The sequence below is a fragment of the Nocardioides renjunii genome (genome assembly GCF_034661175.1).
Taxonomy (GTDB): Bacteria; Actinomycetota; Actinomycetes; order Propionibacteriales; family Nocardioidaceae; genus Nocardioides; species Nocardioides renjunii.
Window position 1 is genome coordinate 792,726 of record NZ_CP141058.1, and the last position, 11,921, is coordinate 804,646.

The window sequence follows — 11,921 nt, forward strand, 5'->3', positions numbered from 1 at the left end:
CGAGCTCGTGCCTCGCTCGCGGTCGGCCTGCCCCCAACCATCGACCAACCAGGGCGGCCTAGCGTCCGGGGCGAGTGACCCACCTCACACGCCCGGAGGCACGAATGACCAAGATCGAACTCACCGTCGACGGGGCCGCGGTCTCCGACGACGTCGAGCCGCGGATGCTGCTGGTGCAGTACCTGCGGGAGAAGCTCGGCAAGACCGGCACCGTGATCGGGTGCGACACCTCCAACTGCGGGGCGTGCACCGTCCACCTCGACGGCACGAGCGTGAAGTCGTGCAACGTGCTGGCCGTCCAGGCCGCCGGGCGCACCGTCACCACCATCGAGGGCCTCGCCGGCACGGCCGAGGGCGACCTGCACCCGGTGCAGGCGGCCTTCCGCGAGTGCCACGGCCTCCAGTGCGGCTTCTGCACGCCGGGCATGATCATGCAGGCGGTCGACCTCCTCGCGGAGAACCCCGACCCCACCGAGGAGGAGGTCCGGCTCGGCATGGAGGGCAACCTCTGCCGCTGCACGGGCTACCACAACATCGTCCGGAGCGTGCTCCACGCCGCCGACGGAGCGAAGGCATGACCGCCACCCAGGCCCGCCCTGCCGCCGCCGAGATCGGCCGCGACCGCCGGCGCAAGGAGGACCAGCGCCTGATCACCGGACGTACGCGCTGGACCGACAACATCACGCTGCCCGGGATGCTCCACCTGGCGATGGTGCGCAGCCCCTTCGCGCACGCCACCATCACCTCCATCGACACCGAGGCGGCGAGGGCCTCGACCAACGTCGTCGCGGTGCTCACGGGCAAGGACTTCGGCGACGAGCTCGGCGTCTGCATCAACGCCTGGCCGATCACGCCCGACCAGAAGACACCGACCCACTCGCCCATGCCGGCCGACCGGGTCGCCTTCGCCGGTGAGGTCGTCGCCGTCGTGGTCGCGCGCACCGCCGCAGAGGCCCGCGACGCCGCCGAGCTGGTGGACGTCGAGTACGACGAGCTGCCCGCCGTGGTCGGCATCAAGAACGCCCTCCAGGACGTGGTCCTCGCCCACCCGGACCTCGGCACCAACAAGTCCGCGCTGTGGGTGCTCGACTCCGCCGATGCCGGGACGGGGGCGGACGTGGAGGCCGCCATCGAGGCGGCCCGCGCCGACGGCATCCTCATCGAGCGGGAGTACCGCCAGCAGCGCCTCATCCCCGCCTTCATGGAGCCCCGCAGCGTGGTGGTGGACCCCACCGGCGAGCAGCTCACCATGTGGTCGGCCACGCAGATCCCGCACATCCTCCGGTTCGCCCTGGCGGCCACCACCGGCGTGCCCGAGTCCAAGATCCGGGTCATCGCCCCCGACGTCGGTGGTGGCTTCGGCGGCAAGCTGCAGACCACGCCCGAGGAGTGGATCGCCTGGGCGGTCGCCCGGCGGCTGTCGAAGCCGGTGAAGTACACCGAGACCCGCAGCGAGAGCCTGATGGCCGCGCACCACGGTCGCGACCAGGTGCAGACGCTCACGCTGGCGGCGGACCGGGACGGCAAGGTCACCGGCCTCAAGGTGCACCTCGACGCCGACCTCGGCGCCTACATCGCCGTCGTGGGTGGCGGCGTGCCCGTGCTCGGCGCCTTCATGTTCAACGCGATCTACAAGTTCCCGGCCTACCGCTTCGAGTGCCAGACCGTGCTGACCAACACCACGTTCACCGACGCCTACCGCGGCGCCGGCCGGCCCGAGGCGACGTACGCCATCGAGCGGCTGATGGACGAGCTCGCCGCCGAGGTCGGCGTCGACCCCCTGGAGATCCGCGAGCGCAACTGGATCACGCACGAGGAGTTCCCCTTCACGACCGTGGCGGGCCTGGAGTACGACTCGGGCAACTACGAGGCGGCGACGGCGAAGGCCAAGGAGTCGTTCGGCTACGACGAGCTGCGCCGCGAGCAGGCCGAGCGCCGCGAGCGCGGTGACCGGGTGCAGCTGGGGATCGGCGTCTCGACGTTCACCGAGATGTGCGGACTGGCGCCGAGCCGGGTGCTCGGCAGCCTCGACTACGGCGCCGGCGGCTGGGAGAGCGCGAGCGTGCGGATGCTGGCCACCGGCAAGGTGGAGATCGTCACCGGCGCCAGCGCGCACGGCCAGGGCCACGAGACGGCGTTCAGCCAGATCGTCGCCGACCGGCTCGGTGTGCCCTTCGAGGACGTGGAGGTGCTGCACGGCGACACCCAGGTCGCTCCCAAGGGCCTCGACACCTACGGCTCCCGGTCCCTCGTCGTCGGTGGTGAGGCGCTGGTCAAGGCGGTCGACAAGGTCGTCGACAAGGCCAAGCACCTCGCTGCCCACCTGCTCGAGGCCAGCGAGGACGACCTCGACTACGCCGACGGGCGCTTCACCGTCCGCGGCACCGACCAGGGCATCGCCATCCAGGAGCTGGCGACCGCGGCCTTCGCGGCGCACGACTACCCGGAGGACATGGAGCCCAGCCTCGACGCCGACGCGACGTACGACCCGGTGAACTTCAACTACCCCCACGGCACGCACCTGTGCGCGATGGAGGTCGACACCGAGACCGGCGCCGTGACGATGCGCAAGTACACCTGCTGCGACGACATCGGCGTCATCATCAACCCCCTCATCGTCGCCGGACAGGTGCACGGCGGGCTGGTGCAGGGCATCGCGCAGGCCCTGTGGGAGGAGGCGGTGCACGACGAGTCGGGGACGCTGGTCAGCGGCTCGTTCGTCGACTACCTGCTGCCGACGTCGGCCGACACGATCTCCTTCGACGTGGTCCACGTCGACGACCCCAGCGTCTGCACGACCAACACCCTGGGCACGAAGGGAGTCGGCGAGGCCGGCACGATCGCGTCCACGCCGGCGGTGGTCAACGCGGTCGTCGACGCCGTCCGGCACCTCGGCGTGCGCGACATCCAGATGCCCTGCACGCCCGAGCGGGTCTGGCGGGCGATCCAGGGCTCGAAGGCCGGGGGAGCGACCGAGACGCCGCCCGACGCCATGCCGCACTTCGTCGACGGCGAGCCCAACCAGCAGAGCCACGACGGAGCCATCGACCAGGACGGAGCAGGCCAGTGATCCCGGTGAAGTTCGACTACCTCGCGCCCACGTCGGTCGAGGAGGCGCTCGCCGCGCTCGGCCAGCACGGCGACGAGGCGAAGATCCTGGCCGGCGGCCAGAGCCTGCTGCCCGTGCTGCGGATGCGGCTCAACGCGCCCGAGGTGGTGATCGACCTCGGCGGCATCTCCTCGCTCCGCGGTATCCGGGACGACGGGGACGCCATCGTGATCGGAGCGATGACCACCCACCACGACGTCCGCGACCACGACCTGGTCAAGGAGCACGCGCTGCTGATCTCCAAGGCGGCCGCCGAGGTCGCGGACTCCCAGATCCGCCACCGCGGCACCTTCGGCGGCGCCCTGGCGCACGCCGACCCTGCCGGCGACCTCGGGGCCCCCGTGCTCGCGCTCGGCGCCCAGTTCGTCATCGCCGGACCGGGCGGCACGCGGACGGTGGAGGCCACGGACTTCTTCGTGGACCTGTTCGAGACCGCCATCGGCGAGGACGAGATCCTCACCGAGGTGCGCGTGCCCAAGCACACCGGCTGGGGCGCGCACTACGAGAAGTTCGTCCGGGTCGCGCACCAGTGGCCGATCGTCGCGGTCGCCGCCACCGTCAGGGGCTCGATCGACGAGGCGCGGGTGGGCCTGACCAACATGGGCTCGACACCGCTGCGGGCGAGCGCGACCGAGGCGGCGCTCGCCGGCGCGACCGCCACCGAGGACGGCGTGCGGGAGGCCGCGCAGCTGGCGGTCGAGGGCACGAACCCGCCGTCGGACCTCAACGGTGCCGCCGACTACCGCCGCCACCTCGCGCAGGTGCTGACGGCGCGAGCCGTCCTCAGGGCCGCGGGGGCCTGAGGTGGAGCTGTCCCACCGGTTCACCGTCCCGATCGGCGTCGAGGAGACCTGGGCGCACTTCAACGACATCGCCTCGGTCGCGGAGTGCTTCCCGGGGGCGGTGGTGACCGAGGCCGACGAGTCCTCGTTCGCCGGCTCGGTCAAGGTGAAGCTCGGCCCGATCGCCCTGCTCTACACCGGCTCCGGCACGTTCGTCGAGAAGGACCCCGACGCGCACCGCTTCGTCGTGGACGCCAAGGGCAAGGACAAGCGCGGCAACGGCACGGCGGGGGCGAAGGTCACCGTCTCGATGACCGACGCCGCCGGGGCGACCGACGTCTCGGTGGAGACCGACCTGGCCGTCACCGGCAAGCCGGCGCAGTTCGGCCGCGGCGTGATGCAGGACGTTTCCGACAAGCTGCTCGGCCAGTTCGTGGCGTGCCTCGAGCAGCGGCTCGCCGCTCCCGAGCCCGCGTCCGCCCCGGCGCCCGCCGCGCCCGCTGACGCCACGACCGCCGAGCCGCCGCCGGAGCCGGACGCGACGACGGTCGCGCTGGCCACCGGACCGGCCGTCGCCGCCCCGCCGGTCGCCCCGCCGGCGCCACCGCCCCCGGCCGCGGTCAGGTCGCAGCCCGAGGCGCTCGACCTGGGGAGCGCGGTCGTCCCGGTCCTGGCCAAGTCGTACTGGAGGCAGGCGTTCGCCGTCGTGGTCGGTGTCGCCCTCATGCGCCGGTGGCGCCGGAGGCGCCGGCGGTGAGCCTCCGGGCTGCCGGACGCCTGCTCAGAAGACGTTGAGCGGACGGAACTGCACGGAGATGCGGGGGCCCGCGTGGGCCACCTTGGGCACCGCGTGCTCCCAGGTGCGCTGGCACGAGCCACCCATCACGACGAGGTCGCCGTGACCCATCGTCAGCGCGATCGAGGCACCGCCGCCGCGTGGCCGCAGCAGCAGCCGGCGAGGGTCGCCCACGCTCACGATGGCCACCATGGTGTCGGCCGTGCGGCCGCGGCCGATCGTGTCGCCGTGCCAGGCCACCGAGTCGCGCCCGTCGCGGTAGTAGCAGCATCCGGCCGTCACGAACGGCTCCCGCAGCTCGGGCAGGTAGTGCGCGGTGAGGTCGGCGCGGGCCTGCGTGAGGGCGGTGTGGGGGAGCGGGTCGTCGGCGAGGTAGGTGTGGACCAGCCGCGGCACCTCGACCACGCTGTCGTACATCTCGCGGCGCTCGGAGCGCCACGGGACGCGGTCCACCAGGGCGGCGAAGACGGCGTCGGGCTCGGCGAGCCAGTTGCGCTGGACGTCGACCCAGGCTCCGCGGGAGAGCCGGCGGCGCTCGGGCGCCAGCGCCGTGGCACCGGTCGCCGCGTTGGCGAAGAGGGACGTCTGGAAGTCCACGACCATGATCGTAGCCCATCATCGAACATCCGTTCGAGTCAAGAAACGATCAAGGGTTTACCACAGACTTCGTCAATTAGGTGACTCTGGTCCAGCCCAGTCCTAGCCTGACTGCATGGACAACGCGGACCTCGTCGTGCCTCGACAGCGGGCACTCAAGCATGTCCAGGTCCGTGAGCACGTCCGCAGCCTCATCGAGGCCCAGCCCCCGGGCTCGGCCGCCCCGTCCGAGCGCGAGCTGGTCGCTCGCTTCGGCGTGGCACGGATGACCGTACGACAGGCGCTCGACGCGCTCGTCGCCGAGGGTCTCCTGGAGCGCATCCCCGGACGTGGCACGTTCGTCGCTCAGCCGCCCAAGACCGCCGGCCGACTGACCTCCTTCACCGAGGAGATCCGCCGCCGGGGCATGCTGCCGGAGTCCCAGACCCTCCTCGCCCGCGTCGAGCAGGCCGGCCCCGGGGTCGCGCGTGCGCTCGACATCTCCCCGGGCGACCCGGTGCTCCACTGGCGCCGCCTGCGCCGGGCCGACCAGGCCGTCGTCTGCGTGGAGGACGCCTACCTCAACGAGGTGCTGCTGCCGGGCTTCCTGCAGCACGGCACCCCGACGAGCCTCTACGACGCGCTGGCCACCCGCGGCCTGCGCCCCACCGAGGTCGAGGACTCGATCAGCGCCGACCGCGCCAGCGCGGAGGAGGCGTCGGTCCTCGAGATCGCCGAGGGCGACCCGGTGCTGCGCCACGCCCGCCGGGCGGTCTCGCAGGGTCGCATCGTCGAGGTCTCGCGCACCTGCTACCGCCACGACCGGTTCACCGTCTACCTCCAGCTCGCCGACCGCTGAGCCCTCGCCCGACCGGTCGGCCCTCAGCGCAGCTGGGACAGCTCGCGCTCGAGGTTGGCGCGCGCCGGCGACTCCCACAGCTCGCGGGCCTGCGGCGTGTGGAAGAGGTGCGGATTGGCGGCGAGGTCGCCGAGCACCGCCGCCCGCCCGGCCCTGAACTCGTCGTCCGGCAGGTGGGCGAAGTCGGCGCGGACGCCGGCGACGTAGGCGTCGTAGCGCTCGCGCGGCGCGGCGAGGATGGCCAGGTCGGCGTCGCTCAGCGCGCAGCCCGCCGGGTCGTCGTCGGCCGGGCGGTGGTGGACCGTCATCCGCACCAGCCGCGCGACCTCGTCGGCGGAGGCTGCTGGCAGCGCGGACTCGGCCCACTGCGCCGAGCGCTCCTCGTCGTCGTCGGCTCCGTCGTAGACGGCGTCGTGGAACCACGCCGCGAGGCCGACGACGACCTCGTCGAAGGCGGCGCCGGCCGCGGACAGCTCCTCGAGCCGGTCGAGCACCTCGGTGAGGTGGAGCAGGTCGTGGTAGCCGTCGCGGTCCCAGGCGGCCAGCAGCTCGTCGCGCAGGTCGTGCCGGTCGCCGAGCGGCCAGCGGTCGGCCAGGCTCATGCGCCGGCCGTCTGCTGCTGGAGCGTCCGGGCGTGCTCGTGCCCGGACGACATGGCCCAGCGGATGGTGCGGGTCGCGGCGGCGCCGAGCACGCGGTTGGTCACCGGCGGGACCGGCGGCAGCCGCAGCTCGCGGCGCGCGTCGGTGGGCAGCAGGCCGATCGCGGCGGTGGCCAGCGACAGGTAGCCGGGACGCGCTGCCAGCGGGAGGTCCGGGTGCAGCAGCAGGAACCGGATCGCGTCGTGGGCGGCCGGCGTGCCGCGCAGCTCCGAGCCGTAGGCCGCCAGCATCCGGCGCAGCTCGTCCTCGGTCTGCGGCGGGTCGATGACGCCGAGGTGACCGGCCGCGACGCCGGTCTGGGCGACGTACTCGTCGCGCTCGGGCCCCACGAGCCGACGCTGTCCGTAGCGGTCGTGGGCGGCGAGGAAGCTGTCGATCTCCGCGACGTGGACCCAGCCGAGCAGGTGCGGGTCGTTGGCGGCGTACGGCGTCCCGTCGGGCATCGTGCCGGTGACCGACTCGTGGGCGCGCTGCACGGCGCGGATGACCTGCAGCGCGTCGCGCTCGGTGCCGAAGGTCGTCATCGCGAGGTAGGTGGAGACCTGCGCGAGCCGCCCCCACATGTCGCCCTTGTAGCCGGAGTGGTCGGCCACCCCCTGCATCGCGGCGGGGTGCAGCGACTGCAGCATGAGGGCGCGGAGGCCGCCGACGAACATGGAGGCGTCGCCGTGGACCCGGGCGATGGGGGAGTCGGGAGCGAACCACCGCGGTCCGGGCGTCCCGTGCACGCGCTCGCGCGCCCGGTCGCCATCGGGTCCGGCCACCTTGCGGAAGAGCTCTGCGCCGATGCGCTCGCGGAGGGTCACACGATCGAATCTAGCCAAGGCTCCACAAACCTTGGCCGACGAGGCGCCGCCCGTCGACCCCCTGCGCCGGTGTGACCGAGGCGACCTTTGACTTCGAGTACTCGAAGTTCCTACGGTCGATGACATGACCACGAGCGCTGCACCCCGCAGCTGTTCCATCAAGGAGGCGGCCGCCCTCACCGGGCTGCCGGCGAGCACGCTGCGCTACTACGAGCAGATCGGCGTCATCGCGCCGGTCAGCCGGGGCGCCACCAGCGGACACCGCGTCTACGACGAGGACGACCTCGACCAGCTGATGTCCGTCGCCTGCCTGGCCGCCACCGGCATGTCGGTGGGGGACATGCGGGCCTACGTCGCCAACGGCCGGCGCGGGTCCTCCGCGGCGGCCGACCAGCGCGAGCTGCTCGAGCAGCAGCAGCGCCACCTCGCCGTCGAGGCGGAGCGGCTGGTCCTGCGCCGTCGCTACGTCGACCTCAAGATCGCCTACTGGCGCTCGGTGGAGGACGGCGACGTGTCCCGGACCCGGCAGCTCTCGGCCGAGGCGCTCGCGCTCGCCGAGGAGCTGCGCTCGGTCACGCACGACTAGGTCCGGTCCCGGACCACATCCACACATCCCCCGAGGAAACGGAAGACTTCAGCATGCGCGTCAACGCCTACGCAGCACCCTCCGCCGGCGAGCCCCTCGCCGCGACCACCATCGAGCGCCGCGACGTCGGCGCCCGGGACGTGCTCATCGAGATCGAGTACGCCGGCATCTGCCACTCCGACATCCACACCGTCAACGGCGACTGGGGACCGCAGCCCTTCCCCGTCGTGCCGGGCCACGAGATCGTGGGCCGCGTCACCGAGGTCGGCGCCGAGGTGACCCGGCACCGCGTCGGCGACCGCGTCGGCGTCGGCTGCATGGTCGGCTCGTGCGGCGAGTGCGACAGCTGCCGGCGCGGCGACGAGCAGTACTGCGCCCGCGGCATGGTCGGGACGTACGCCGCCACCGACCGCGACGGCACGACCACCCAGGGCGGCTACTCCACCCACGTCGTCGTCGACGCCGACTTCGTGCTGTCGGTCCCCGAGGGGATGGACCCGGCCGCGACGGCACCCCTGCTGTGCGCCGGCATCACGATGTACGCCCCGCTCCGCCGCTGGGGCGCGGGCGCGGGCAAGAAGGTCGCGATCGTCGGTCTCGGTGGCCTCGGCCACATGGGCGTGAAGATCGCCCACGCCCTCGGCGCGGAGGTCACCGTGCTCTCGCAGTCGCTGAAGAAGCAGGAGGACGGCCTCCGGCTCGGTGCCGACCACTACTTCGCGACGTCCGACCCCGGCACGTTCGACGCGCTCGCCGGGAGCTTCGACCTCATCGTCAACACCGTCAGCGCAGCCGTCGACGTCAACGCCTACCTCGGCCTGCTGGCCGTCGACGGCACCCTCGTCAACGTGGGGGCGCCGCCGGAGCCGCTGCCGGTCAACGCCATGGCGCTCATCAGCGGGCGCCGCTCGTTCGCCGGCTCCATGATCGGCGGCATGGCGCTGACCCAGGAGATGCTCGACTTCTGCGCCGAGCACGGCATCGTCTCCGAGGTCGAGGTGATCCGCGCCGACGAGGTCAACGAGGCCTACGAGCGGGTCCTGGCCTCCGACGTGCGCTACCGCTTCGTCATCGACACCAGCACGCTGGGCTGAGGACGGAGCACCGAGGCCGGTCGCCTCAGCGCTCGAGGTGCACCGTGGCCAGTCCCGTGAGGGCCGACAGGGCCAGGGGACGGGCCACGAGCGAGGTGGCGACCGGCCAGCGTCGGCGGGCCAGCGTCAGGGCGGCTCCGGCGTAGATGGACAGGCACCACGGGCAGTTGAGGAGGTAGGTGATCTTCGACTGCTCCGGGGTGCCGTGCCGGGCCTCGACCGCCTCGCGCGCCGGCTCGGTGATGCGGTCGTCGCGCACCAGCTTCACCAGGCGGTACGTCGCCAGCCCGTCGACGAGGAGCGCCATCGGCACCTCGGTCCGGTCCTTCGTCCTCATCGTGCTACCACCTGTCTCGCGTCGGGAGGCTTCCGTACCCCGTCGGCGGGCGCTCACGCGCGCGATCAGGCGTCGGCCGACAGGTCCCCCGCGTCGATGATCCGGTAGGCGTAGCCCTGCTCGGCCAGGAACCGCTGCCGGTTCTGCGCAAAGTCCGCGTCGACGGTGTCGCGCGAGACGATCGTGTAGAAGTGGGCGCTGCGCCCCTCGGTCTTGGGACGCAGGAGGCGGCCCAGTCGCTGCGCCTCCTCCTGGCGCGACCCGAACGAGCCGCTCACCTGGATGGCCACCTCCGCCGAGGGCAGGTCGATCGAGAAGTTGGCCACCTTGCTGACCACCAGCAGGCCGACCTCGCCGGAGCGGAAGGCGTTGAAGAGGCGCTGGCGCTCCTTGACCGGGGTCTCGCCCTTGATCACCGGGGCGTCGAGGAGCTCGGCGATCTCGTCGAGCTGGTCGATGTACTGCCCGATCACCAGCGTCGGCTGGCCGGCGTGCTGGCGCACGAGGTCGCGCACCACGTCGATCTTGGCGTGCGTGCACGAGGCCAGCCGGTAGCGGGTGTCGGGGTCGCTGGTGGCGTAGGCGAGCCGCTCGCCGTCCGGAAGGGTGACGCGCACCTCCACGCAGTCGGCCGGGGCGATGTAGCCCTGCGCCTCGATGTCCTTCCACGGCGCGTCGTAGCGCTTCGGCCCGATGAGCGAGAAGACCTCGCCCTCGCGGCCGTCCTCGCGGACCAAGGTGGCGGTCAGCCCGAGCCGGCGGCGGGCCTGGAGGTCGGCGGTCATCCGGAAGATCGGCGCCGGCAGCAGGTGCACCTCGTCGTAGACGATGAGGCCCCAGTCGCGGGCGTCGAGGAGCTCGAGGTGCGGGTAGACGCCCTTCCGCTTGGTCGTCAGCACCTGGTAGGTCGCGATCGTGACCGGGCGGATCTCCTTGACGGCGCCGGAGTACTCGCCGATCTCGTCGGCGGTCAGCGACGTGCGCGCGACGAGCTCGTCCTTCCACTGCCGGGCGCTGACGGTGTTGGTGACGAGGATGAGGGTCGTGGCCTGCGCGTGGGCCATCGAGGCGGCGCCCACGAGCGTCTTGCCGGCGCCGCACGGCAGCACGACGACGCCGGAGCCGCCGTCCCAGAACGACTCGGCCGCCTCGCGCTGGTAGGGGCGCAGGGTCCAGCCCTCCTCGGCCAGGTCGATCGCGTGGGCCTCGCCGTCGACGTAGCCGGCGAAGTCCTCGGCCGGCCAGCCGAGCTTGAGCAGGGCCTGCTTGAGGTTGCCGCGCTCGCTGGGGTGCACCGCGACGCTGTCGTCGTCGATGCGGGCGCCGACCATGCCGGCGACCTTCTTGGCGCGCAGCACCTCCTCGAGGACCGGGCGGTCGACCGACGACAGCACGAGCCCGTGCACGGGGTGCTTCTCCAGGCGCAGCCTGCCGTAGCGGCCCATGGTCTCGGCGACGTCGACGAGCAGCGCGTGCGGGACGGCGTAGCGCGACCAGGTCAGGAGGGCGTCGACGACCTGCTCGGCGTCGTGGCCGGCGGCACGGGCGTTCCACAGGCCCAGCGGCGTCAGGCGGTAGGTGTGGATGTGCTCGGGCGAGCGCTCGAGCTCGGCGAAGGGCGCGATCGCCTTGCGAGCCTCGGCCGCCGACGGGTGGTCGACCTCGAGCAGGAGCGTCTTGTCCGACTGGACGATGAGGGGACCGTCGTTCACCCGCCAATCCTACGGACGACCCTGTGGCGACGGGCCGGCGTCCGCGCTCAGCTGGCCGAGGCGGCCTTCTGCCGGGCACGGAACGCGGCCACGTTGGCCCGCGACGAGCACCGGTCGGAGCAGTAGCGACGCGACTGGTTGGGGGAGGTGTCGACGAAGACGTGGTCGCAGCGGACCTCCGAGCAGGTGCCGAGCCGGGTCGCGCCGAGGTCGCAGACCAGGTTGGCCAGCCCCATCAGGGCCTCGCCGACGAGCAGCTCGGACACCGACGCCGCCTTGTTGGCCACGTGCATGTGCAGGTTGGCCGGGTCGTGGTCGGAGATCATCGGGGTGACGGGGTGCGCGGCCAGCAGGTCGTTGAGCAGGCTCACCACGAGGGGGACGTCGTCGGCGTCGGAGGCTTCGAAGACCTGTCGCAGCCGGGACTGGAAGTCCTGGAGCGAGGCCACGTCGGCCGGCACCAGCGAGCGGTGCAGCCAGGACCGGTCCGCGAGGTGCTCACGCAGGGCTGCCTCGTCGGGCAGCTCGGCGTTGACGAGCGCGGCGGAGCGCTCGGCGTAGCGGATGAAGTCCATCCCACCACTCTACGGAGCGGGCGGGAG

Annotated in this window: 13 protein-coding genes; 7 read left to right on the forward strand and 6 right to left on the reverse strand. The window is 72.5% G+C overall.

The genetic code is table 11. The annotated features are described in order from the left end of the window. Positions 1 to 104: 104 nt before the first annotated feature. The 4 genes from SHK17_RS03690 to SHK17_RS03705 are packed head-to-tail and all read left to right on the forward strand — an operon-like array spanning position 105 to position 4,648. Entirely contained in the window at positions 105 to 578 is a 474-nt protein-coding gene (locus SHK17_RS03690; RefSeq protein ID WP_322921115.1) for a (2Fe-2S)-binding protein, read from the forward strand. Then, positions 575 to 3,070, forward strand: coding sequence for a xanthine dehydrogenase family protein molybdopterin-binding subunit (locus tag SHK17_RS03695; RefSeq protein WP_322921116.1), 2,496 nt, complete (start codon positions 575 to 577; stop codon positions 3,068 to 3,070). The genes SHK17_RS03690 and SHK17_RS03695 overlap by 4 nt, the downstream gene beginning before the upstream one ends. A gap of 5 nt (positions 3,071 to 3,075) precedes the next feature. Then, positions 3,076 to 3,912: an FAD binding domain-containing protein gene (locus SHK17_RS03700; protein ID WP_216652485.1), complete on the forward strand. Its 837-nt coding sequence runs from the start codon at positions 3,076 to 3,078 to the stop codon at positions 3,910 to 3,912. A gap of 1 nt (position 3,913) precedes the next feature. Continuing rightward, positions 3,914 to 4,648 (forward strand): SRPBCC domain-containing protein, encoded by a 735-nt coding sequence (locus SHK17_RS03705; RefSeq protein ID WP_172269799.1) that lies wholly within the window; start codon positions 3,914 to 3,916, stop codon positions 4,646 to 4,648. A gap of 24 nt (positions 4,649 to 4,672) precedes the next feature. On the opposite strand, the gene SHK17_RS03710 is transcribed toward SHK17_RS03705, so the two are convergent. After that, a complete protein-coding gene (locus SHK17_RS03710) occupies positions 4,673 to 5,290 on the reverse strand; it encodes an alpha-ketoglutarate-dependent dioxygenase AlkB (RefSeq protein ID WP_405030395.1) in 618 nt (205 codons plus the stop codon). Positions 5,291 to 5,399: 109 nt separating this feature from the next. Here SHK17_RS03710 and SHK17_RS03715 point away from each other — a divergent pair, with 109 nt between their 5' ends. Further along, positions 5,400 to 6,122 carry a GntR family transcriptional regulator gene (locus tag SHK17_RS03715; protein WP_172269803.1) on the forward strand — a complete coding sequence of 241 codons (723 nt, stop codon included), beginning with the start codon at positions 5,400 to 5,402 and terminating at the stop codon, positions 6,120 to 6,122. Between the two features lie 23 nt (positions 6,123 to 6,145). Here SHK17_RS03715 and SHK17_RS03720 read toward each other — a convergent pair whose 3' ends face one another. Next, entirely contained in the window at positions 6,146 to 6,724 is a 579-nt protein-coding gene (locus SHK17_RS03720) for an HD domain-containing protein (protein ID WP_172269805.1), read from the reverse strand. Then, positions 6,721 to 7,590: an oxygenase MpaB family protein gene (locus SHK17_RS03725; RefSeq protein ID WP_322921118.1), complete on the reverse strand. Its 870-nt coding sequence runs from the start codon at positions 7,588 to 7,590 to the stop codon at positions 6,721 to 6,723. Before SHK17_RS03725 ends, SHK17_RS03720 begins: the two co-directional genes overlap by 4 nt. A 124-nt stretch (positions 7,591 to 7,714) precedes the next feature. Between SHK17_RS03725 and SHK17_RS03730 the strand changes: the two genes are divergently transcribed. Beyond that, positions 7,715 to 8,176, forward strand: coding sequence for a MerR family transcriptional regulator (locus SHK17_RS03730; RefSeq protein ID WP_172269809.1), 462 nt, complete (start codon positions 7,715 to 7,717; stop codon positions 8,174 to 8,176). Between the two features lie 53 nt (positions 8,177 to 8,229). Further along, complete coding sequence (locus SHK17_RS03735) at positions 8,230 to 9,270, forward strand: NAD(P)-dependent alcohol dehydrogenase (protein WP_322921119.1); 1,041 nt, start codon at positions 8,230 to 8,232, stop codon at positions 9,268 to 9,270. Positions 9,271 to 9,295: 25 nt separating this feature from the next. Here the strand turns inward: SHK17_RS03735 and SHK17_RS03740 are convergent, their stop codons facing one another. From SHK17_RS03740 to SHK17_RS03750, 3 genes are all read right to left on the reverse strand, one after another. Then, the gene (locus SHK17_RS03740; RefSeq protein ID WP_322424913.1) at positions 9,296 to 9,607 is read right to left on the reverse strand and encodes a DUF1360 domain-containing protein; all 312 of its coding nucleotides are present in this window, start codon (positions 9,605 to 9,607) and stop codon (positions 9,296 to 9,298) included. A 65-nt stretch (positions 9,608 to 9,672) separates the two neighbouring features. After that, entirely contained in the window at positions 9,673 to 11,319 is a 1,647-nt protein-coding gene (locus SHK17_RS03745) for a DNA repair helicase XPB (protein WP_172269814.1), read from the reverse strand. Between the two features lie 47 nt (positions 11,320 to 11,366). Further along, complete coding sequence (locus SHK17_RS03750; protein ID WP_172269816.1) at positions 11,367 to 11,894, reverse strand: CGNR zinc finger domain-containing protein; 528 nt, start codon at positions 11,892 to 11,894, stop codon at positions 11,367 to 11,369. Between the last annotated feature and the right edge of the window lie 27 nt (positions 11,895 to 11,921).